The organism is Kocuria sp. LHG3120 (assembly GCF_049897445.1).
Taxonomy (GTDB): domain Bacteria; phylum Actinomycetota; class Actinomycetes; order Actinomycetales; family Micrococcaceae; genus Kocuria; species Kocuria rosea.
Window position 1 is genome coordinate 96,026 of the sequence record NZ_JAFCWG010000009.1, and the last position, 22,310, is coordinate 118,335.

Annotated in this window: 19 protein-coding genes; 13 read left to right on the top strand and 6 right to left on the bottom strand. The window is 73.1% G+C overall.

What is annotated here, in order from left to right:
* The first annotated feature begins 6 nt into the window (after window positions 1-6).
* The 4 genes from ACP7CD_RS16440 to ACP7CD_RS16455 all read left to right on the top strand — a co-directional run bounded on the left by ACP7CD_RS16440 (window position 7) and on the right by ACP7CD_RS16455 (window position 4,431).
* Complete coding sequence (locus tag ACP7CD_RS16440; protein WP_426120646.1) at window positions 7-1,389, top strand: glutamine synthetase family protein; 1,383 nt, start codon at window positions 7-9, stop codon at window positions 1,387-1,389.
* Complete coding sequence (locus ACP7CD_RS16445) at window positions 1,370-2,200, top strand: gamma-glutamyl-gamma-aminobutyrate hydrolase family protein (protein WP_109221825.1); 831 nt, start codon at window positions 1,370-1,372, stop codon at window positions 2,198-2,200. Before ACP7CD_RS16440 ends, ACP7CD_RS16445 begins: the two co-directional genes overlap by 20 nt.
* Window positions 2,197-3,558: an aldehyde dehydrogenase family protein gene (locus ACP7CD_RS16450; RefSeq protein WP_035925432.1), complete on the top strand. Its 1,362-nt coding sequence runs from the start codon at window positions 2,197-2,199 to the stop codon at window positions 3,556-3,558. Before ACP7CD_RS16445 ends, ACP7CD_RS16450 begins: the two co-directional genes overlap by 4 nt.
* Before the next feature lie 96 nt (window positions 3,559-3,654).
* Window positions 3,655-4,431: a 3-oxoacyl-ACP reductase gene (locus tag ACP7CD_RS16455; protein ID WP_035925435.1), complete on the top strand. Its 777-nt coding sequence runs from the start codon at window positions 3,655-3,657 to the stop codon at window positions 4,429-4,431.
* 8 nt (window positions 4,432-4,439) lie between these two features.
* Here ACP7CD_RS16455 and ACP7CD_RS16460 read toward each other — a convergent pair whose 3' ends face one another.
* Window positions 4,440-5,153, bottom strand: a complete 714-nt coding sequence (locus ACP7CD_RS16460; RefSeq protein ID WP_426120647.1) for a DUF899 domain-containing protein — start codon at window positions 5,151-5,153, stop codon at window positions 4,440-4,442.
* Window positions 5,150-5,728: a dihydrofolate reductase family protein gene (locus ACP7CD_RS16465; protein WP_426120648.1), complete on the bottom strand. Its 579-nt coding sequence runs from the start codon at window positions 5,726-5,728 to the stop codon at window positions 5,150-5,152. Before ACP7CD_RS16465 ends, ACP7CD_RS16460 begins: the two co-directional genes overlap by 4 nt.
* A 105-nt stretch (window positions 5,729-5,833) precedes the next feature.
* Between ACP7CD_RS16465 and ACP7CD_RS16470 the strand changes: the two genes are divergently transcribed.
* On the top strand, window positions 5,834-6,457 hold the full coding sequence (locus ACP7CD_RS16470; protein ID WP_017832975.1) for a TetR/AcrR family transcriptional regulator: 624 nt from the start codon (window positions 5,834-5,836) through the stop codon (window positions 6,455-6,457).
* Between the two features lie 83 nt (window positions 6,458-6,540).
* Here ACP7CD_RS16470 and ACP7CD_RS16475 read toward each other — a convergent pair whose 3' ends face one another.
* Window positions 6,541-7,614, bottom strand: a complete 1,074-nt coding sequence (locus tag ACP7CD_RS16475; RefSeq protein WP_426120649.1) for a threonine aldolase family protein — start codon at window positions 7,612-7,614, stop codon at window positions 6,541-6,543.
* Window positions 7,615-7,769: 155 nt separating this feature from the next.
* Here ACP7CD_RS16475 and ACP7CD_RS16480 point away from each other — a divergent pair, with 155 nt between their 5' ends.
* The 6 genes from ACP7CD_RS16480 (at window position 7,770) to ACP7CD_RS16505 (ending at window position 16,262) form a co-directional block, all read left to right on the top strand.
* Window positions 7,770-8,168 (top strand): NUDIX hydrolase, encoded by a 399-nt coding sequence (locus ACP7CD_RS16480; protein WP_035925442.1) that lies wholly within the window; start codon window positions 7,770-7,772, stop codon window positions 8,166-8,168.
* Window positions 8,169-8,222: 54 nt separating this feature from the next.
* Complete coding sequence (locus ACP7CD_RS16485) at window positions 8,223-8,696, top strand: DUF2867 domain-containing protein (RefSeq protein WP_095649878.1); 474 nt, start codon at window positions 8,223-8,225, stop codon at window positions 8,694-8,696.
* A gap of 131 nt (window positions 8,697-8,827) precedes the next feature.
* Complete coding sequence (locus tag ACP7CD_RS16490) at window positions 8,828-12,358, top strand: proline dehydrogenase family protein (protein WP_426120650.1); 3,531 nt, start codon at window positions 8,828-8,830, stop codon at window positions 12,356-12,358.
* Between the two features lie 45 nt (window positions 12,359-12,403).
* Window positions 12,404-14,254, top strand: a complete 1,851-nt coding sequence (ggt, locus tag ACP7CD_RS16495; protein WP_368827196.1) for a gamma-glutamyltransferase — start codon at window positions 12,404-12,406, stop codon at window positions 14,252-14,254.
* A gap of 162 nt (window positions 14,255-14,416) precedes the next feature.
* Window positions 14,417-15,118, top strand: a complete 702-nt coding sequence (locus ACP7CD_RS16500; RefSeq protein WP_426120651.1) for a hypothetical protein — start codon at window positions 14,417-14,419, stop codon at window positions 15,116-15,118.
* A gap of 91 nt (window positions 15,119-15,209) precedes the next feature.
* The gene (locus tag ACP7CD_RS16505; protein ID WP_426120652.1) at window positions 15,210-16,262 is read left to right on the top strand and encodes an LLM class flavin-dependent oxidoreductase; all 1,053 of its coding nucleotides are present in this window, start codon (window positions 15,210-15,212) and stop codon (window positions 16,260-16,262) included.
* 29 nt (window positions 16,263-16,291) lie between these two features.
* On the opposite strand, the gene ACP7CD_RS16510 is transcribed toward ACP7CD_RS16505, so the two are convergent.
* The 3 genes from ACP7CD_RS16510 to ACP7CD_RS16520 form a co-directional block, all read right to left on the bottom strand.
* Window positions 16,292-17,683: a sensor histidine kinase gene (locus ACP7CD_RS16510; RefSeq protein WP_095649875.1), complete on the bottom strand. Its 1,392-nt coding sequence runs from the start codon at window positions 17,681-17,683 to the stop codon at window positions 16,292-16,294.
* Window positions 17,680-18,345 carry a response regulator transcription factor gene (locus ACP7CD_RS16515; protein ID WP_052132837.1) on the bottom strand — a complete coding sequence of 222 codons (666 nt, stop codon included), beginning with the start codon at window positions 18,343-18,345 and terminating at the stop codon, window positions 17,680-17,682. The genes ACP7CD_RS16510 and ACP7CD_RS16515 overlap by 4 nt, the downstream gene beginning before the upstream one ends.
* Before the next feature lie 158 nt (window positions 18,346-18,503).
* Complete coding sequence (locus tag ACP7CD_RS16520) at window positions 18,504-19,463, bottom strand: AfsR/SARP family transcriptional regulator (protein ID WP_426120653.1); 960 nt, start codon at window positions 19,461-19,463, stop codon at window positions 18,504-18,506.
* 332 nt (window positions 19,464-19,795) lie between these two features.
* On the opposite strand from ACP7CD_RS16520, the gene ACP7CD_RS16525 reads away from it, so the two are divergent.
* A complete protein-coding gene (locus tag ACP7CD_RS16525; RefSeq protein ID WP_284563182.1) occupies window positions 19,796-20,347 on the top strand; it encodes a hypothetical protein in 552 nt (183 codons plus the stop codon).
* Window positions 20,348-20,394: 47 nt separating this feature from the next.
* Window positions 20,395-22,281, top strand: a complete 1,887-nt coding sequence (locus tag ACP7CD_RS16530) for a multicopper oxidase family protein (RefSeq protein WP_284563183.1) — start codon at window positions 20,395-20,397, stop codon at window positions 22,279-22,281.
* Window positions 22,282-22,310: the final 29 nt, after the last annotated feature.

The window sequence follows — 22,310 nt, forward strand, 5'->3', positions numbered from 1 at the left end:
GGACCCATGACCCAGACTCCTCAGCACCCGCGCAACGACCGGATGCTCACCGTCGAGCAGCTGCGGCAGCACGTGGCCGACGGGCTCGTGGACACCGTGGTCCTGGCCTTCACCGACATGCAGGGCCGGCTCCAGGGCAAGCTCAACCACGCGCAGTTCTTCCTCGACTCGGTGCTCGACGAGGGCGCCGAGGGCTGCAACTACCTGCTGGCCGTGGACACGGAGATGAACACCGTGGGCGGGTACTCGATCAGCAGCTGGTCCTCCGGGTACGGGGACATGGAGTTCGCCATGGACCTCGACACGATCCGGCTGATGCCGCACAACCCCGGCCAGGTCCTCATCCAGTGCGACCTCACCGGCCACGGCGGGCAGCCCATCCCGATGTCCCCGCGGTCCATGCTGCGCCGCCAGCTCGACCGCGCCCGGGACATGGGCTTCACCATGGTCACCGGCACCGAGCTGGAGTTCTGCGTCTACAACACGAGCTACGAGGACGCCTGGGACGCCGGCTACCGGAACCTGGTCCCGGCCAACCAGTACAACGTGGACTACTCCGTGCTGGGCTCCCAGCGGGTCGAGCCGCTGCTGCGGGAGATCCGCAACGCCATGTACGCGGCCGGGCTGACCGTGGAGTCCGCGAAGGGCGAGTGCAACCTGGGCCAGCACGAGATCGCGTTCCGCTACGACGAGGGCATGGTCACCGCGGACAACCACGTGGTCTACAAGCTGGCGTCGAAGCAGATCGCCCACCAGCAGGGGAAGTCCATCACCTTCATGGCCAAGCCCAACGAGCGCGAGGGCAGCTCCTGCCACATCCACATGTCCCTGCGCGGACCGGACGGCGAACTGGTCTTCTGGGACCGCGAGCGGAACGCCCGGTCCCGCACCTACGAGCACTTCATCGCCGGGGTGCTGCGGACCATGCGCGAGTTCACCCTGTTCTACGCCCCCACCATCAACTCGTACAAGCGCTTCGTCGAGGGCAGCTTCGCCCCCACCTCGGTGGCCTGGGGCGTGGACAACCGGTCCTGCGCCGTGCGCCTCGTGGGCAGCGGGCAGTCCGCCCGGATGGAGAACCGCCTCCCCGGCGGGGACGTGAACCCGTACCTGGCGCTGGCCGCGATGCTCGCCTCCGGGCTGCACGGCGTGGAGCAGGAGCTCGAGCTGGAGCCGATGACCGAGGGCAACGCCTACGAGTCCGACGCCCCCGTGGTGCCCTCCACCATGCGCGAGGCCCGGGACCTGCTGGACGGCTCGGAGCTCGCACGGGAGCTGTTCGGCGAGGACGTCGTCGAGCACTACGTGCACTACGCCGACGTGGAGCTGGCGGCCTTCGAGGCCGCCGTCACCGACTGGGAGCTGCGCCGTGGCTTCGAGCGCCTCTGAGCCGGGCAGGCCCGGGTACCGGCCGCGGATCGGGCTGACCACCTACTACCAGGAGGGCTCCTGGGGGGTCTGGAGCTCCGTGGCGGCGATCGTCCCGGGCGCCTATGTGGAGGCCGTCGCGGCGGCCGGGGGCACGCCCCTGCTGCTGCCCCCGGTGGGCACGGACCCGGGGGTGCTCGAGCTCGTGGACGGGCTGGTCGTCATCGGCGGCGTGGACGTGGACCCGCGGTTCTACGGCGCCGACCGGCACGAGCTGACCTCGTCCCAGCCCTCCCGCGACGAGCACGACCTCGCCCTGACCCGGGCGGCCCTGGAGCGCGGGGTGCCCCTGTTCGCGATCTGCCGCGGCGCCCAGATCCTCAACGTGGCGCTCGGCGGCACGCTGATCCAGCACCTGCCGGACGTCAACGCGAACGCCGCGCGCTACCAGCCCGGACCGGGCCGGTACGGCGAGGTCGAGTTCGCCACCGAGCCGGGCAGCCGCTGCCGCGAGCTGCTGGGCGAGACGGCGTGGTCCCCGTGCTACCACCACCAGGCCCTGGAGACGGTGGCCGAGGGCCTGGTGGTGACCGCCCGCGCCGAGGACGGGACGGTCGAGGCCGTGGAGACCACCGAGGGCGGCTGGACGCTCGGCGTCCAGTTCCACCCCGAGGAGAACCGGAAGGACTCCCGGCTCTTCGAGGGGTTCGTCCGCGTGGCCCACGGCTACGCGCAGGACCGCGCCCGGCAGTACAGCGCCCGGCACGACAGCCCCGGGGGGACCGGCCGGGCAGAGCACGCTCCACAGCGAGAGGACACCCGCATCCCATGACCACCACGCAGATCATCGACCCCGCCACGGAGGAGGTCGTCGGCACCGTCGAGCTGACCTCCCTGGAGCAGACGGACGCGGCGATCGAACGGGCCCGGCGGGCCTTCGAGACCTGGCGGACCGTCGCCCCCGCCGACCGCGCCCGGCTGCTGCGCCGCTTCGCCGACGCGGTGGACGCCGACCTCGAGCACCTCGCGGCCCTGGAGGTCCGCAACGCGGGGCACACCATCGGCAACGCCCGCTGGGAGGCGGGCAACGTCCGGGACGTGCTGACCTACTACTCCGGGGCGCCCGAGCGGCTCTCGGGGCGGCAGATCCCCGTCCAGGGCGGGGTCAACCTCACCTTCCACGAGCCCCTGGGCGTGGTGGGCGTGATCGTGCCCTGGAACTTCCCCATGCCGATCGCCGCGTGGGGCTTCGCCCCGGCGCTCGCCGCCGGCAACACGGTGGTGCTCAAGCCGGCCGAGCTCACCCCGCTGACCGCGATCCGGCTCGGGGAGCTGGCGCTGGAGGCGGGTCTGCCCGAGGGCGTGCTCACCGTACTGCCGGGCAGGGGCTCGGTGGTGGGGGAGCGCTTCGTGACCCACCCCGCCGTCCGCAAGGTCGTGTTCACCGGCTCCACCGAGGTGGGCCGGCGGATCATGGCCGGCTGCGCGGAGCAGGTCAAGCGCCTGACCCTCGAGCTGGGCGGGAAGAACTCCAACATCGTCTTCGCGGACGCCGACCTGGAGCAGGCCGCCGCGTCCGCCCCCGCCGGCGCCCTCGACAACGCGGGCCAGGACTGCTGCGCCCGCTCCCGCGTGCTGGTCCAGCGCTCCGTGCTGGAGAGGTTCCTGGAGCTGCTGGAGCCAGCCGTGCGGGACTTCGCCTGCGGGGACCCGTGGGACGAGGGCACGCGGATGGGCCCGCTGGTCTCCGCCGCGCACCGTGACTCCGTGGCCGGCTTCCTCGCCGACGACGACGCCCGGGTCGCCTTCCGCGGGACCGCCCCCGAGGGCCCCGGCTGGTGGTTCCCGCCGACCGTGCTCACCCCGTCCCCGGACTCCCGGGTGTTCCGGGAGGAGATCTTCGGCCCCGTGCTCGCCGTGGTGCCGTTCGAGGACGAGGCGGACGCCGTCCGGATCGCCAACGACACCGAGTACGGGCTCTCCGGGTCGATCTGGACCCGGGACGTCGGCCGCGCGCTGCGGGTGTCCCGCGCCGTCGAGGCCGGGAACCTCTCCGTCAACTCGCACGCCTCGGTGCGCTACTGGACGCCCTTCGGCGGCTTCAAGCAGTCCGGCTTCGGCCGGGAGCTCGGCCCGGACGCCCCGCAGGCGTTCACCGAGACCAAGAACGTGTTCCTGGCCACCGACTGACGCCGCCGTTCCACCACCCGTCCCGGGGGAACCCCCACCACCGAACCCCCACCACCGAACCCCCACCACCGAACCCCCACCACCGAAGGAGGACCCATGGAGGTCAACGCACGCCGTCTGGTCGGCCGCAGCGCCGTCATCACGGGAGGGGCCAGCGGCATCGGTCTCGCCGCGGCCCGCCGCCTCGCCGCCGAGGGCGCGCACGTCGTCGTCGCGGACCTGAACCCCGCGGCCGGGGAGGCGGCCGCCGAGGAGGTCGGGGGGCTGTTCGTGCGCACCGACGTGGCGGACGAGGCCGACGTGATCGCGCTCTACGCGGCGACCTACGAGGCCTACGGGTCGGTGGACGTCGCCTTCAACAACGCCGGGATCAACCCGACCGACGACGGCTCCATCCTGGACACCGGGATCGACGCGTGGCGCAGGGTGCAGGAGGTCAACCTCACCAGCGTCTTCCACTGCTGCAAGCACGCCATCCCGTACATGCGCGAGCAGGGGAGGGGCTCGATCATCAACACCGCGTCCTTCGTGGCCGTCATGGGCGCGGCCACCTCGCAGATCTCCTACAGCGCCTCGAAGGGCGGCGTGCTCTCGATGAGCCGGGAGCTGGGCGTGCAGTTCGCCCGGGAGGGGATCCGGGTCAACGCGCTGTGCCCGGGCCCGGTCAACACGCCGCTGCTGCAGGAGCTGTTCGCCGCGGACCCCGAGCAGGCCCAGCGCCGGCTCGTGCACGTGCCGGCCGGGCGGTTCGCGGAGCCGGAGGAGATCGCCGCGGCGGTCGCCTTCCTGGCCAGCGACGACGCCTCGTTCGTCAACGCCGCCACGTTCCTGGTGGACGGGGGGATCGCCGGGGCCTACGTCACCCCGGTGTGACCCAGTGGTCAGTCGGCGGGGGCGGCAGGGCGGTTCACGGGTTCCTCGCCGTAGAGGGCGGCGACCTCCTCGGAGCCGAGCCACCCGCTGAAGGTGGGCGACTGCGGCCAGCCCTCGGGGGAGTCCTGCCACTCCTCCTGGCGCCCCCAGGGCAGCAGGTCGATGAGCGGGAAGGTGTGGCTGACCTGCTCGACACCGCGGCCGCTGCTGTGCCAGGTGCGGTGGACGGTGTCCCCGTCCCGGAAGAACACGTTCAGGGCGAACTCTCCGCCCGGAGGAGCCCCGACGTCGGCGCCGAACGGGCTGCCGGCGGTGGAGTACCAGGTCATGCGGTTGCCGACGCGACGGCGGTAGGCGAGGGCCTCGTCGATCGGGCCCTGGGTGACGACCACGAACCGGGCGTCGTAGTGGTCGAGGAAGTCTAGGCGGGTGAACTGCGAGGTGAAGCTCGTGCACCCTCCGCACTGCCAGGTCTCGCCGGGGAACCACATGTGGTGGTAGGTGATGAGCTGCCGCCTCCCGTCGAAGACGTCGACGAGCCGGATCGGCCCGTCCTCGCCCTCCAGCGTGTAGTCCGGCAGCTCCACCATGGGCAGTCGGCGGCGCTGCGCCGCGATCGCGTCCAGCTCCCGGGTGGCGGCCTTCTCCCGGACGCGCAGCGCGTCGAGCTCCCGCTGCCAGGTCTCCTGGTCGACGACACGGGGCCGTCCTGGGTAGTTCATGGCATGTCCTCCTGTGTCCGGCCGCGGGCGGGTCGGTACGCGGCGTAGGTGACCCCGGACCCGAACGACCGCGCGTCGAGCAGCCGGAGCCGGGGGATGACGTGACCGTCCGGGAACAGCCGGCGACCGCGGCCCTGGACGGCGGGATGGACGAACAGCCGGTACTCGTCGACGAGCCCGGCCGTGATGAGGGCGTGGACCAGGGTGATGCTGCCGGTGCAGACGATGTCCTTGCCGGGCCGGTCCTTCAGCGCACGCACCTGCTCGAGGGGGTCGCCGGTGAGGACCGTCGAGTTCCGCCACTGCGGGTCCGTCATGGTCGAGGACACGACGTACTTCTGCACCCGGTCGAGATACTCGGTGGTCCCCGTCGTGTCGTGGCTCTGCAGGGGCCAGTAGCCGCGGAAGTCCTCGAAGGTCCGCCGGCCGAGGAGGAGGGCATCGGCCTCCCGCCCCTGCCGGCGGGTCAGCGCCAGGTGGTCCGGGTCCGGCTCCCGGGCGGGATCGAACCAGTCGTCCAGCATCTCGACCGCGCCGTCGAGAGTGACGTTCTCGGTGATGACCAGGGTCCGCATGCCGGGACTCCTCCGTCCGTGCCCAGAGGGTGCGCCGTCGTCCCGCGGCACCGTGGACCAGTAGAGTGTGTACACCGTACACATTGATGGAAAGAGAGGTCAAGGGTGCCGCGCACACGGGATTCCTACCACCACGGTGATCTCCGCAGAGCCCTGGTCGACGCCGGCCTCGCCGCGACGCGGGCCCGCGGTGCGGCGGCCCTGGGGCTGCGTGACGTCACCCGTCAGGCGGGCGTCTCGCCGAACGCCGCGTACCGGCACTTCGCCGACCGGCAGGCCCTCCTGGCGGCGGTCGCGCACGAGATCCAGGACCGGATGGCCGAGCGGATGCGGGCGCGGATGCCCGTGGCGGGGGACCTCGATCCGCAGGACCGGGCGCGGCTCCGGCTCCGCGGGGTGGGGCTCGGCTACATCGCCTTCGCCGTGGCCGAGCCGGGGTGGTTCGCGACGGCCTTCTTCGGACCGGGCGGCGGGCCGGGCGACGTGCTCCACGACCCCCACGACCGCCTGCCGCCGCCGTTCGCGCTGCTGGTGGAGGAGCTCGACGGCATGGTCGAGGCAGGCGCGCTCTCGCGCGAGCGGCGGGACGGCGCGGAGTGGGCCTGCTGGAGCACCGTGCACGGCTTCGCGGAGCTCGTGGTCCACGGCCCCTTGCGCGGGCAGAGTCCCGAGCGGGTCGACCGGTGGGCGGAGCGGGTCGTGGACGACATCATCACCGGGATCGCCTGACGGCCGGGCCCGTGCCGCGGGACCTGCGCCGTTTCCCAGGAGCCCGGGCGGCGGCACCCCGCGGTCGCGCGAGCGGCGCCCGGTCAGCGGGCGGCGGCGACCAGGTCCTCCCGCAGCGCCGCCACGAACCCGTCCACGTCCTCCTCGGTGGTGTCCCACGAGCACATCAGGCGGACCTCGCCGACGGCCGGGTCCCACACGTAGAACGGCCAGCGCTCCTGCAGCCGGGCGGTGGTCCCGGCCGGGAGCACCGCGAAGACCGCGTTGGCCTGGGGGGTCTGGGTCACCCGGGCACCGGGGACCTCCGCGATCCCGGCCGCCAGCCGCCCGGCCATCGCGTTGGCGCGGCGGGCCGCCGCGAGCCACAGGTCTCCCGTGTGCAAGGCCAGCAGCTGCGCGGACACGAAGCGCATCTTCGAGGCCAGCTGGGTCGAGAGCTTGCGCACGAACCGGGGCTGGCGCACGGCGTCCGGGGTGAGCACCACGACGGCCTCCGCGCCCATCAGACCGTTCTTGGTCCCGCCCCACGAGACCACGTCCACGCCCGCGTCGGTGGTCAGCGCCCGCAGCGGGACGTCCAGGGCCGCGGCGGCGTTGGCGAGGCGGGCGCCGTCCAGGTGGACCGTCAGGCCCAGGCCGTGCGCGTGCTCGCAGACCGCCTGCAGCTCCTCGGGCGTGTAGACCGTGCCGAGCTCGGTGGACTGGGTGACGGTGACGACGCGGGGCTGGGCGTGGTGCTCGAAGCCGAAGCCGTGCGCCTCCCGGTCGATCAGCTCCGGGGTGAGCTTCCCGTCCGGGGTGGGCACCGCCAGCATCTTCACGCCCGCGACCTTCTCGGGGGCGCCGCACTCGTCCACGTGCGCGTGGGCCGTGGCGGTGCAGATCGCGGCGTCCCAGCGGTCGGTCATCGCCGCGAGCGCCACGACGTTCGCCCCCGTGCCGTTGAACAGGGGATAGCACTCCGCCTGCTCGCCGAAGTGCCGGCGGACCACGTCCTGCAGCGCCTCGGTGTAGGGGTCCGCGCCGTAGGCCCCCACGTGCCCGCCGTTGGCGGTCGCCAGGGCCTGGAGCACCTCGGGGTGGACGCCCGCGTGGTTGTCGCTGGCGAAGCCCTTCCGGGCGGGGTCGTGCAGGCGGGACAGGACGGAGTCGGTCACGGGTGGCCCTTCCGGTGGATCGGCGGTGTGCCGGGCGGCACTCGCACTCTACTCGCGCCCCCGCCGGGGCAGTCCGGACCCGCACCGGGCCCGGGGCAGTCCGGTCCGGGCCCCGCCCGGGGCCGCCCGGCCCGGGCCGTCGGTAGGCTCGGGGCATGCGCATCGTCCGGGCCGCCGCGGCGGTGGTCGTCGGGGAGGACGGCCGGCTGCTGCTGGTCCGCCGGGGCCGGGAGCCCCAGCGCGGGCGCTGGAGCGTGCCGGGCGGGAAGCTGGAGCCGGGCGAGACCGTGGCCGAGGCCGCCGTCCGGGAGGCCTTCGAGGAGACCGGCGCCCGGGTCCGCGCGGAGCGCGAGCTGGGGGTGGTGCACGTCCCCGGGGGACCGGATCTCGTGTACGAGGTGCACGACGTCGCCGCGACCTACCTCGGCGGTGTGCTGCGCCCCGGCGACGACGCCGACGCCGTGCGCTGGGTGGCCCCGGAGGAGCTGCCGGGGCTCGAGACCACCGACGGCCTGCTGGAGCACCTCGCACGGTTCGGGATCCGCCCGGCCTGAGACCCGCGGGCCCGGCCTCTCGTCCGGGCCCGGAGCGCGTGCTTGGATAGGGGCATGGCACAGACGCGGGGTTTCTACGTCGACACCGTGGAGCGCACCACCACGGCGGACCGGGACGCGGTCTGGGCGGTCGTCGAGGGCATCGGCGGCGAGCGCGGCTGGTACAGCACCGACCGCCTCTGGGCCGCCCGCGCCACGGCCAACCGGCTGAACCTCCCGCCCGGGCGGCTGCGCCACCGCGAGCACCCGGACCGCCTGGCGGCCGGGGAGCGCCTGGACTGGTGGACGGTCGAGGCCCTCGAGCCGCCGCGGCGGCTGCGGCTGCGGTCCGTCGTGCGGATGCCGGGGGACGCCTGGCTGGACATCTGCCTGGAACCGGGACCCGACGGCACTCTCGTCTACCGCCAGACCACGGTGTTCCGCCCCGCGGGTTCGGCCGGCCGGGCCTACTGGTACGCCATGCTCGCCCCGCACAAGGCCGTCCTGGGCCGGCTCGCCACGGACATCCTGCGGCAGGCGGGCGGTTAGGGCTCTTCCGCCCCGGCCGCTCCGGCCGTAGCGTGGACTCACCGGCCACCGTGACGCCCGGTGGGCGCGGCCGGCGGCCGGGGGAGTGCCTCGGCACCGCTGCCGGGCGGAGCCTCCAGGAGAGTGCCGCCATGACCGCCGACGCCCCGTCCGTCCCCGACTCCCGCGCCCTGGCCGACGAGGCCGTCGCCCTGGTCCGCGAGTGGCTCGTGCGCGCCGCCGAGGGCCGCCGGCACCGCGACGGCGCCGCCGACCGGCTCGCCACCGTCCTCCAGGACCCGCACGGGCTCGAGTTCACCGTCGGCTTCGTGGACCGGGTGGTGCGCACCGAGGACGTGCGGGCCGCCGGGCGGGCCCTGCACGCGCTCGCCGAGATCGTGCCCCGCACCATGTCCGCGGCGGACCGCGCCCAGATCCGGCTCGGGGCCGCGCTCTCGGCCTCGGCGCCGCAGGTGGTCGTCCCCGCCGCCCGCACCCGGCTCCGCCAGCTCGTGGGCCACATGATCGTCGACGCCCGCCCCCGGCCGTTCGGGCAGGCCGTGAAGAAGCTGACGGCCCAGGGCCACCGGCTCAACATCAACCTGCTGGGCGAGGAGGTCCTCGGCGTGGAGGAGGCGGACAAGCACCTCGCCGACGCCGCGGCGCTGCTGGACCGGGACGACGTCGACTACGTGTCCGTCAAGGTCTCCTCCGTGGTCCCGCAGCTGTCCCACTGGGGCTTCGAGGGGACCGTGGCGAAGGTCGTCGAGCGGCTGCTGCCCGTCTACCGGGCCGCGGCCCAGGCCCCGGCCGGGAGCAAGTTCATCAACCTCGACATGGAGGTCTACTCCGACCTGCACCTGACCACCGAGGTGTTCACCCGTCTCCTGGAGCACCCGGAGCTGCGGGGCCTCGAGGCGGGGATCGTGGTCCAGGCCTACCTGCCGGACGCGCTCGCGGTGGTGCGGCGGCTCTCGGTGTGGTCCGCCGCGCGGGTCGAGGCCGGGGGCGCTGGGATCAAGGTGCGGCTCGTGAAGGGCGCGAACCTCCCCATGGAGCGCGTGGACGCCGAGCTCCACGGCTGGCCCCTGGCCACGTGGAGCAGCAAGCAGGAGACCGACACCAACTACAAGCGGGTCCTCGACTGGCTGTTCGTGCCCGGCCGGATGACGGGGCTGCGGCTGGGGGTCGCCGGGCACAACCTCTTCGACATCGCCTTCGCCCACCTGCTCGCCGAGCGCCGCGGCGTGACGGAGCGGATCGAGTTCGAGATGCTCCAGGGCATGGCGGTCGAGCAGGCGAGGGCCGTGAGCGCCGACGTCGGGCAGCTGGTGCTCTACGTGCCCGCCGTGCGCCCGGCCGAGTTCGACGTGGCCGTGTCCTACCTCGTGCGCCGGCTCGAGGAGAACGCCTCGCACGAGAACTTCATGTCCGGGATCTTCGAGCTGGCCCCGGACAACGAGGTCTTCGCGCGGGAGGAGCAGCGCTTCCGGGCCGCCCTCGAGGCGCTGGACCCGCGGCAGGACACCGCCCCGGCCCCCGCCCGCGCCCAGGACCGCACCGCGCCCGGCGCCGGGTCCGCGCACCTGCCGCTGGAGGAGCCCTTCCGCAACGAGCCGGACACCGACGTCTCCGTCCCCGCGAACCAGGCGTGGGCGGACGCGATCGCGGCCCGGATCCCGGACCGCTCCTGGTACGAGGCCCTGCCCGTGCCCGACCCCGTCGGCGCGCAGGACGTCGAGCGGCTCGTGCGCACGGGACGGGACGCCGCCGAGGGCTGGCACGGCCGCGGTGCCCGCGAGCGGGCGGAGATCCTCAACCGGGCGGCCGACGTCCTGGCCGCCCGCCGCGGGCACCTGCTGGCCGTGGCCGGCGCGGAGGCGGGCAAGACCCTGGGCCAGTCGGACCCGGAGGTCTCGGAGGCGATCGACTTCTGCCGCTGGTACGCCCGCCGCGCCCTCGAGCTCGAGACCGTGGACGGCGCCCGGTTCGTCCCGGACCGGCTCGTGCTGGTCACCCCGCCGTGGAACTTCCCGCTGGCGATCCCCACCGGCTCCACGGTCGCGGCCCTGGCCGCCGGCGCCGCCGTGCTGCACAAGCCCGCCCCGGAGGCCCGGCGCTGCTCGGCCGCCGTGGTCGAGGCGCTGTGGGAGGCCGGCGTGCCGCGGGACGTGCTCCAGCTCGTCGACTCCGTGGAGGGGGAGGTGGGGCAGGCCCTCGTCTCCCACCCCGGGGTGGACCGCATCGTCCTCACCGGCGCCTACGAGACGGCCCGGCTCTTCCAGTCCTGGCGGGCGGGGCGGCCGATGACAGCGGAGACCTCGGGCAAGAACGCCCTGGTCATTACCCCCAGTGCGGACCGGGACCGGGCCGTGTGGGACCTCGTGACCAGCGCGTTCGGCCACGCCGGGCAGAAGTGCTCGGCGGCCTCCCTCGGGATCCTCGTGGGCAGCGTGGCGCGGTCCGAGCGGTTCCGCCGGCAGCTGCTGGACGCCGCGTCCTCGATGGTCGTGGACTGGCCGCAGAACCTGCAGGCCTCGGTGGGCCCGGTGATCGCCGAGCCGGGTGAGAAGCTGCACCGCGCCCTGACCCGCCTCGACCCGGGGGAGCAGTGGCTGCTCGAGCCGCGGCAGCTCGACGACACCGGGCGGCTGTGGCGGCCCGGGATCAGGACGGGGGTGGCCCCCGGCTCCTTCTTCCACCGCACCGAGTGCTTCGGCCCCGTCCTGGGGCTGATGGAGGCCGCGGACCTGCAGGAGGCGATCGAGCTGCAGAACGCGGTCGAGTACGGGCTGACCGCCGGGCTGCACTCCCTGGACCCCGACGAGGTCAGCACGTGGGTGGAGCTCGTCACGGCCGGCAACCTCTACGTCAACCGCGGCATCACCGGGGCGATCGTCCAGCGCCAGCCCTTCGGCGGCTGGAAGCGGTCCTCGGTGGGCCTGGGCGCCAAGGCCGGCGGACCGAACTACCTGGTCCAGCTCGGCTCATGGCAGAAGGCTCCTTTCGCGGAGGCCCCCTCCGAGCAGGCCGGCACCGAGCTCTCCGCGTCCGTCGCCCACCACCTCGCGGAGCTCCGCCCCCTCGTGCCCGATTCGGACGCCGCCTGGCTGACGGCCTGCGCCGAGCAGGACCAGGCGTGGTGGGACGGGGAGTTCGGCCGCGCCCACGACCCCACCGGCCTGCAGTCCGAGGCCAACCTGTTCCGCTACCGCCCGCGCGACGTCGTCGTGCGCGCGGCCGAGGACGCCCCGCTCACGGACGTGATCCGGGTGGGGCTGGCCGCGGTGCGCTCCGGCGCCCGCGCGGTCCTCGTCCCTGCTGGAGAGGTCCCCGCGGAGGTGCAGGAGCTCTTCCGCTCGGTGCTGGACCCCTGCGGTGACGAGGCCTTCGCCCGGGTCGCCGCCGACTGGTCCGATCCGAGCGGGGCCGGACGGATTCGGGTGGTGGGCACCGCGCCGGGCCTGGCCGAGGCGCTCGCCGAGCGGCCCGAGGTCGCGCTGCTCACCGGGCCGGTGGTCGGCGCCTCCCGCGTGGAGATGCTCCCGCTGCTCGCGGAGCAGGCCGTGTCCGTGACGATGCACCGCTTCGGGAACCCCTCGACGGACGCCGAGACGGTGGTGCGCCGGCTGATCGCGTCCTCGCCGGGCCTGGGCACCCCGGCGCCACCGGTCGAAATGTAGGCGTCGCCCCTGGTGGGGACGAGGCGCCGGTGCGAGGCTGAGCCCATGCGCGCATCCCTGAGGTACCTCGCACTGGGTCTGGCCGGAGCGCTCGGCGTCTCCGGCACCGTTCTCGGCGGCTCCGCGGCCGTGGCGCACGACGACCGGCAGCACGGGGGGAGGGGCTCGCCCGTCACCGCCGAGCTGCCGAAGGTCCCCGTCATGACCGGCGGCGGCGGCGCGGTCTCCTCCGTGGACCCGCTCGCGAGCCAGGTCGGCATCGACGTGCTCGAGCGGGGCGGCAACGCCGCCGACGCCGCCGTGGCCGCGGCCGCGGCCCTGGGCGTCACCGAGCCGTACTCCGCGGGCATCGGCGGCGGCGGGTTCTTCGTGCACTACAGCGCGGAGACCGGCGAGGTCCGCACGGTCGACGGGCGCGAGACGGCCCCGGCCACGTTCACGGAGGACGAGTTCCTGGGCGAGGACGGCGAGCCCCTCGACTTCGCCACCGTGGTCAGCTCCGGGAAGTCCGTGGGCGTGCCCGGCACCCTGGCCACGTGGGAGACCGCGGCCGAGGAGTTCGGCACGATGGACCTCCACCGGCTGCTGCGGCCCGCGGAGCGGATCGCCGCCCGCGGCTTCGTGGTGGACGAGAACTTCCAGGAGCAGACCGCCCAGAACGCCGAGCGCTTCGGGAGGTTCCCCGAGACCGCGGAGCTGTTCCTGCGCGACGGCGAGGCGCCCGCGGTCGGCACCGTGTTCCGCAACCCCGACCTCGCCCGCACCTACCGCACCATTCGGCACGAGGGCACCGGCGCCTTCTACGACGGGTCGATCGGGGCGGCGGTCGTCGACGCGAGCCGGGAGCCCACCACCGCCGAGGGGGTGGAGGTGCTCCCCGGGGAGCTGACCCTCGAGGACCTGGGGTCCTACGAGGCCCTGCTCAAGGACCCTGTCTCCACCGAGTACCGCGGCCTGGAGGTCTACGGCATGGGCCTGCCCAGCTCCGGCGGCATCACGGTGGCCGAGACCCTGAACCTCCTGGAGGCCTACGACGAGCGCACCGGGACGGGTCTCGACGAAGTCTCCGGGACCCAGTACCTGCACCGCTTCTCGGAGGCCACGGCGACCGCCTTCGCCGACCGCAACCGGTGGATCGGGGACGTGGAGGGCGTGCCCGTCGAGGAGCTCATGAGCCAGGAGTTCGCCGACGAGCGCGCCTGCCTCTTCGACCCCGCCGCGGCCCAGGAGCGGCCGATCCCCTTCGGCGAGCCGGACGGGGACTACGCCGCCTGCGGGACGGCCGGGGCCCGTCAGCCCGAGCCCGTGGGCGGCGTCTCGACCACCCACCTCAACGTGGCCGACCGGTGGGGCGACGTGGTCTCCTACACCCTCACCATCGAGCAGACCGGCGGCTCCGGGATCACGGTCCCGGACCACGGGTTCCTGCTCAACAACGAGCTGACCGACTTCAACTTCGCGCCCGTCACCGAGGGCGTGCCGGACCCGAACCTGCCCGGCCCGGGCAAGCGGCCCCGCTCGTCGATGAGCCCCACGATCGTGCTCCGGGACGGGGAGCCGTGGATGTCGGTGGGCACCCCCGGCGGCGCCACGATCATCACCACGGTGGCGCAGATCCTCACCGGGCACATCGACCGGGACCTCGACCTCGTCGACGCCGTGGCCGCGCCCCGGCTGAGCTCCCGCAACGGGGCCGAGGAGGTGGACCTCGGCCTGGCCGAGTCCGAGGTCGGCCGTCAGCTGAGCGACCTGGGTCACGAGCTGGTCCCGCCCCCGCGCCGCTGGATCGGCAACGCCTCCGCCATCCGGTTCCTCGGCGACGGCCGCTTCGAGGCGGCGGCCGAGACCGAGCGCGGCTACGGCGGCTCCGCCATGGTGGTGCACCCCGAGCCGTGATGCCGCCCTGTTGTTGACCGGCCGCTGACCTGTCGCTGACCTGTCACCGAGGCCCCGGGCCCCGTCCGCTCCGGACGGGGCCCGGGGACCGCCGGGACACGTCCTAGGCTGGGTCCGGACCGCGCGTCCCGCGCCACGTCCGTCCGACCCAGGAGCCGCACCGTGTTCAGCCACCCGCCCGCCGACCGTCCCGGCCCCTCCGAGCCCGTCGTGCCGGGGGACCCCGCCCTGGACGACCGGTGGCGGGCGGCCACGGCCGGGTGGCGCCCGTCCTCGATCCGCCCGTCCTCGATCCGCTCGGGCGAGCCCGACCGCGTCCGCGCCTGGGTGCGCCACGCCTGGGAGGGCCTCGCCGGCGGGGATGCCGACGGCGCGGCCGCCGGGCCGGAGGACGACGACGCCGTCGGCCGGCGGGTGCACGACCTGATGACTGTCGCCGCGCTGTTCGTCCTCCAGGAGCGCTTCCTGGCCGTCGCCGCCGGCGAGCCGGCCCCCGCGGGGGCGCCCGACCCCCGCCGGGACGGCGCCCCCCTGGGCGACGACGAGGTCCTGGCGGTCGTGCGGCAGACGTGGGAGATCGACCCCGCGGAGGAGGGGGCGGAGGGGTTCGCGGCGGAGCTCGCCGGGTTCCTGCAGGACCACCTGGAGGAGCTCGCCGAGGAGGTCCGCGAGCGGCTGGTGGACCGGCGCGGTCCCACCCAGGTGTTCGCCGAGCTGTGGAGCCTCGAGCACGTGGACGAGCTCGAGCCCGCCGACCAGGAGGGGGAGCCCCCGTTCCCGCTCTCCACGGACGACATCGCGTGGATCGTCAGCGGCGTCCCCGGCCCCGAGAAGCACACCGCCTGGGAGTGGCTCACCCGCTGAGCCGGACCTCGGCCGCAGCGGCACCGGAATAAGCCGGCCCGCCGACGACTTTTATGGATGTATCCACAAAATCTGCGACGAGGAGCCCCGCATGACCATCCAGCTCGGCCTGAACACCTTCGGCGACCTCTACCCCGGGCCGGACGGGCGGATGCTCGGCGGGGCACAGGTGATCCGCAACGTCGTGGCCGAGGCGGTGCTGGCCGACCAGGTGGGACTGGACTTCTTCGGCATCGGCGAGCACCACCGGGAGGACTTCGCGGTCTCCTCGCCCGAGACGGTGCTCGCCGGCATCGCCACGGTCACGGGGCGGATCCGCCTGGGCTCCGCGGTGACCGTGCTCAGCTCCGACGACCCGGTGCGGGTCTACCAGCGCTTCGCCACCGTGGACGCCCTCTCCTCCGGCCGCGCCGACGTCATCCTGGGCCGCGGCTCCTTCACCGAGTCCTTCCCGCTGTTCGGCTACCCGCTGGACGAGTACGAGGCGCTGTTCGAGGAGAAGCTGCAGCTGTTCGACCGGCTCCGCACCGAGGGCCGGATCGACTGGCAGGGCCGGCTGCGCGCGCCCATCCAGGGCCTGGAGGTGTACCCCAAGACCGAGGCCGGCGCGCTGCGCACGTGGATCGCCGTGGGCGGCTCGCCCAACTCGGTGGTCCGCGCCGCCCACTACGGGCTGCCCGTCATCTTCGCGATCATCGGCGGCAGCCCCTCGGCCTTCGGGCCCTTCGCCGACTACTACCGCCAGGCCCTCGAGCACTTCGAGAAGGAGCCGCAGCCGGTGGCCTTCCACTCCCCGGGCTACGTCGCGGAGACCGACGAGCAGGCCCGCGAGGAGTTCTTCCCGCACCAGGCGTACACGCACGCCCGGATCGGCAGGGAGCGCGGCTGGGGCCCGCTGACCCGCGCGGAGTTCGACGCGATGTGCGGGCCGGAGGGCGCCTACTTCGTGGGCTCCCCGGAGACGGTCGCCCGCAAGATCGTCCGGTCCTCGGCGGCGCTCGGCGCCTCGCGCTTCGACCTCAAGTACGCGGTGGGCACCCTGGACCACGCCCGGATGCGGCGCAGCATCGAGCTCTTCGGCACCGAGGTGCGCCGCTACGTCGAGGACATGACCGCCGACCTGCCCGCGGGCACCGCCGCGTAGCCCCGCCCCGGCCGGCCGGGGCGGGCCGCTCAGAGCCGCGTCGTGACCGCGTCGTGGGGCAGGGTGACCAGCACTGTGGTCCCGACGCCCGGCTGCGACCGGACCTCGAGCGCGGCCCCCGCGGCGTCGGCGATGTCCCGCATGATTCGCAGGCCCAGATGGCCCTCGGGGGAGCCCCGGGAGTCGTCGAAGCCGGTGCCGTCGTCGCTGATCGTCAGCACCGTGGCGCCGTGCTCCACGCCGAGCCGCAGGCTCACCGTGGACGCGTGGGCGTGCTTGGAGATGTTCGCGAACGCCTCCCGCGCCACCTTCAGGAACATGCCCTCCTGCTCGGGGGTGAGGAACACCGCGGGACCGATCTGCACGGACGTGTCGATCCCCCGCTGGGCCAGCGGGTCCGCGAGCCGGGCCAGGGCCTTCGGCAGTCCCAGGGTGAGCAGGTCCGGGGAGTACAGGGCGGTGGTGATCCCGCGCAGGGTGCGGAGGCTGCCCTGCAGGATCGTCCGGGACCGGCCCAGCGCGCTGCGCTGCTCCGGGACGTCAGCCGTCATCTCCTGGGCCTCCAGGGAGTAGGACAGGCCGGCCAGGTCCTGGATCACGTCGTCGTGCAGGTCCCGGGCGACCCGCACCCGCTCCAGCTCGGCGGCGTCCACGGCGTGCTGGAGCAGCTGTGCGCGGGCCGTCCGGTGGTCCTGGATCCGGCGGGCCAGACCCACCGCCGGGGCGAGCTGCGCCAGCTGGAACAGCGCCAGGGTCAGCAGCAGCGCCGGCGCCATGCCCATGAGCACCGAGCGCTGCTCGTCCCGCACGATCGAGTCGTCGTAGTACGCCTCGAGGACCAGCTGCTCGCCGCCGGCGGGGACGAACCCCACGTAGACCTCGACCAGCTGCCCCGCGCCGGACTCGTGGGAGTTCTCCGCCGCCTGCTGGTGCTCGATGGTGGCGACCCCCTCGCCCCGGGCCACGAGGTCCTCGTCCCACGGGGGCGGGCCGTAGTTCTGCCCCACGAGCTCGTGCTCGTCGGAGTAGACGATCGTGCCCTCATCGTCCCAGATCTTGATCCGGTGGATGGTCCCGTCGTCGAGCCAGGGCTGCATCCGCACGTCCAGCTGGGCCGTGGCGGCCGCGTCGCCCGCGAGCAGGTCGTCGGTGATCAGGGGCGCCACGGCGTGGGTGGCCAGCCGCTGGGTGACGCGCAGGACGTGCTGCACGGCGTGCTCCTCGGCGACGGCCCGGATCCACCAGGTGGTGGGCACGGCGGCGACGAGCAGCACCACGAGTCCCGTGAGCAGGAACCTGCGAACGGCGGCCCGCACCTCGGACCGGTCGGTCGGCGGGGCCGGCGGGGGCAGCGGCCAGTCGTCGAAGACGACCGCAGCCCCCGGGTCGGCGCGGCCCACGTGCGAGAGCAGGCGTCTCATGACCGGACCGTCAGCAGGCCGAGCCTCGAGGCCACGGCGACCGCCTCCAGCTGGGAGTGGGCCCCCAGCTTGACGAGGATCGTCTTCACGTAGCCGCGGCAGGTGTTCGGGGTGATGTTCAGCAGTCGTGCGTTCGCGCCCACGCTGTGCCCCTCGGCCATCAGGCGCAGGACCTGCAGCTCGCGCCGGGTGAGCGCCGGCACCCCGGGGTCCGGCCGGCGGGCCGGATCCGTGGTCGCGAGCAGTGAGGGGTGGACCGCCATCGTGCCGCAGCGGGCGCTGCGGATGGTCTCCAGCAGGGTCGCGAGCGAGCCGTCCTTCGGCAGGAACGCGCAGATCCCGGTGCTCGCGGCGGCCTCCAGCACGTGCTGGGTGGGGTCACCGGTGAGCATGACGATCCGTGTCCCCGGCCGGTCCCGGAGGATCCGGGCGGAGGCGGTCACCCCGTTGCCGCCGGCGAGGTGGTAGTCCATGACCACCACATCGGGCCGCAGCGCCGCGCACAGGCGGACGCTCGACTCGACGTCGTCGGCCACGCCGACGCTGCACAGGTCCGGCTCCTGGCCCAGCGCGCCGGTCAGCAGCTCCGCGAACGTGGTGTGGTCGTCCACCACCAGGATCGAGGTGCGCGCCGCGCGCCCCTCCGCAATGTCAGCGTCCATCTTGGACCAGCCCCCCGGCAACCCCTGTACTACGTGTGGGTAGTATGCCGATTGCAAATCATGGACACCAAGCGGGCGGGTGTCATCTGTTTGGGGGTTGACAAGGGGACATTCGGTTCGTAAACGCCGTCGGCTGCACCAGCTCATGCCTCCACCCCCTATGCGACCGTGCTCAGGCTGCGGCCCAGGAAGGCCTGGAGCACCGAGACCGCCTCCTGCCGGGCGAGCGGGACGCGGGCGCCAGGGATCCAGTCGGGGTCGCCGGCCCGGCTGTGGAGCACCAGCAGGGCCGTCAGGGCCTGGCCCAGCTCGTCGCCGGTCGCGGCCGTGGCCTGCAGCATGCGGGTGTAGGCCAACTGCAGCACCCCGGACGGAGCGCATCCCAGCTCGTGGTCCAGGGTCCACCGGCACTGCTCGTAGGCCTGCAGGCCCTCGACCGAGCGCCCAGCCCCTTCGAGCCCGAGCACGAGCACGGTCCAGGCTCGTTCGTTCAACGGGTCGGCCGCGACCACCTTCCGGGCCTGGGCCACGGCTTCCTCGCAGCGGCCCAGCTCGAGGTCTGCCTCGGCCAGCAGCACACGGGCCTCGGTCACTCGAGCCGCGAAGGCGCTGCGCTGGGACTCGATCCACTCGCAGTCCTGCTCGTCCTCCAGCAGGGAGCCCGAGGCCATGCCCAGCGCGCGGTGCAGCAGCAGATCCGCCTCGCGGGCGGAGGAGCGCATCGCAGTCTCCAGCAGCCGCTCGAAGCGGGGCAGGTCCAGATCCACCAGGGCGGCGTCGATGACGTAGCCGCCGTTCGTGGTCCTCAGCGGACCGTTCCTGCCCTGACCGGGCTGGAGGTGCCGGCGCAGAACGCTGACGTAGCTCTCCAGGTTCGCGGAAGCCGCCGCGGGTGCGTCGTCCCCCCACAGCAGATCGACGAGTCGTTGCTTCGACACCCGTGTCCCCAGGTGCAGGAGGAGGATCTCGAGGATCCGCCGCTGCCGGGGACCCCCCAGCTCCTTGGACGTCAGGGTCCGGCTCCCGCACCGGACCACCAACGGACCGATGACCTGCACCGACAGCCTGGCCCCCGTGGCACCGGCTGCGGTTCGAACGTCGACAGTAGAAACATCCATCGTGATCACTCCCCCCGAAGTGCCTCCACTGTGGCGGGCGGCCCCCCTCGGCCAACAGCACCGGATGGGGGGTGGGGCACCCCCCCATCTGAGGGGTGTGCCAAAGGGAATGACCGGCGCACAGGGCGCCGGCCCCCGGGAGTCCGGGCCTCGACCGCCTGGAAGCAGCCCGCCCCGAGGGCCGGACGGGCCCGACCGCAGCCTTCACCGGCACCGATCTGCGACATGGAACGTCATGAACACGGGGCGACTGTCCCCCGAGCTGACGACGTGCGGAGGTGATCGGTCCGCACCGCAACGTTTCTCCAAGGTTCCGTGCCGACCGTGGGGTCATGACCACTCAGGAATCAACAGCCGTCATCGACACCCCGCCGGCCCGGCGGGGACGCCACCGCTGGATGCCGCCGGCGCTGTTCCTGCTGGCGGTCCTTCTGGTGCTGGCGCACGGTGCCCTCTCCGCGGAGAAGGAGCCGGGCACCATGCTCGGAGCCTCCGGGTCCGTGCCCGGAGGGCTCGCGCGTCTCAACGGGGTCATGCCGTACACGCAGTTCGTCGCCCAGGAGGGACGGGACGTGCCGGCGGAGCTCAGCGGAGACGTTCCGAGCGGCGCCCACCTGGTGATCGTCCTGCTGGAGCTCACCGCGATGGAGCCCGAAGGCCTGGACTTCAACGCCGACGACTACGTGGTGGAACGGCTCGGGGGCCGCACGTTGCAGGTGGTCTGGGCGTCGCCCTCCGAGGCTCCGCTCGCGCAGAACGAGACCGTGCAGGCAGAGCTGGTCTTCGAGGTGCCCGACAAAGCCCTCGAACTGACTCTCGCCGGAGCCGGCGACGTGCGCCTCTCGATGGGTACCGAACACCACAGCGGCAGCAGAGGACGCTGACCGCACGGAACGACCCGGTCGGGGGGCAGGTCGTTCCACCACATGTCATGACCAGAACGCGGGACCGCGCGGAGCGCAACGGTCCCGATCCAAGGGGGAGCAACATCATGGCCGTCTCGAGAAGAAACGTCCTGCTGCTGGGCGGGCTGGGAGTCGCAGGGGCGGCTCTGGGTGTGCCGACGACAGCGGTCAACGCCAAGTCGGCGAGCGCGCTCGCCGACTCCCTGATGCCCAGGCCGTTCCGGACCGAGTTCGCCCAGGCGCCCGTTCTCGGTGCTGACGACCCGCTCGGCCGGCCCACGATCGATCCAGTCGACGGGAAGCCCATCAAGTACTACACGGTCACGGAGCAGGCCGCCTCGGCCCAGATCCTGCCGAAGGCGGGTCTCCTGACGCCCATTCTCGGCTACAACGGCATCTTCCCGGGCCCTACGATCGACGTCTACCAGGGCACGAAGGTCGAGCTGACCGTGGTCAACAAGCTGCCGCGCCAGCACGCCCTGGACGGTCACAGCCTGGACACGTCCACCCACCTGCACGGTTCCGCGTCGCTGCCCCAGTACGACGGCTATGCCAGCGACATCACGCGCCCGGGGTTCCAGAAGACGTACAAGTACCCGAACTTCCAGGGCGCCAGGACCCTGTGGTACCACGACCACGGGGTCCACCACACCGCGCTCAACGCCTATTCGGGGCTGGCGGGGCAGTACCACATGCACGATGCCAACTCGGAGCGGCTCCTGCCGCGGGGGAAGTACGACGTCGCGCTCACCGTCTCCGACGCGATGTTCGCCGCCAACGGAGCTCTCGGCTACGACGACAACAGCCGGTCGGGGCTGTGGGGGGACGTCATCCTCGTGAACGGCAGGCCCTGGCCCGTCATGAAGGTGCAGAAGCGGGTCTACCGGTTCCGTTTCCTCAACTGCTGCATCTCCCGGTCCTTCCGGCCCCGGCTCAGCACGGGGGACCCGCTCGTCATGGTCGCCACGGACGGGGGGCTGATGCCGAGTGCCCAGTCGGTCCGCGAGTACCGGCACGCCAGCGCCGAGCGCTACGAGTTCCTCGTCGACTTCAGCAAGTACAGGACGGGACAGCGGATCGAACTGCAGAACCTGTCCAACGACAACAACGTCGACTACGACTTCACGAACAAGATCATGGCCTTCGACGTCGTGGACGAGCCCGTGGACACGTCCGACCCCACCTGGAACCGGATTCCCACCGCTCTCGTCGGCAGCGAGGTGATGGATCTGCAGGAGAGCCAGTCGACGAGGAGACGACACTTCCGGGTGAAGCGCGACGACAGCACCTGGACGATCGACGGGGAGACGTGGGCGGACGTGATCGCCAGCAACTACCGCAAGGTCATGGCGGAGGTCGAGCTGGGGGCCACGGAGATCTGGGAGTTCGAGAACTCCTCGGGCGGGTGGTTCCACCCCATGCACATCCACCTCATCGACTTCAAGATCATCGGACGCAACGGCCGGGCTCCGTTCGCCTACGAGAAGGGGCCGAAGGACACCGTCTACGTGGGCGAGGGGGAGACCGTCCGGCTGCTCATGAAGTTCGGACCCCACAAGGGCCGGTACATGGTGCACTGCCACAACCTCGTCCACGAGGACCACGACATGATGGCGCAGTACCGGGTCGGCGAGTCCGTGGACCCGGACCCCAACGATCCGATGACGGCGGACCCGGCGGTGCCGGCGGGAACGAGCAGCACCACTCCTTCCCCCACGCCGTCCCCCTCGCCGTCGGCCTCGCCCTCGCCGTCAGTCTCGCCGTCGGCCACGTCGTCGCCGTCGCCGTCCGCCTCACCGTCGCCGTCGCCGTCCGCCTCACCGTCGCCGTCCATGTCGCCTTCGCCGTCGCCCACGCCCACCAAGAAGTCCGGGAAGAAGGGGCAGACCAAGGATCCGAGGGCCGGCAGATGACGTGCACCTGTCGTACCAGCCGCCCGGGC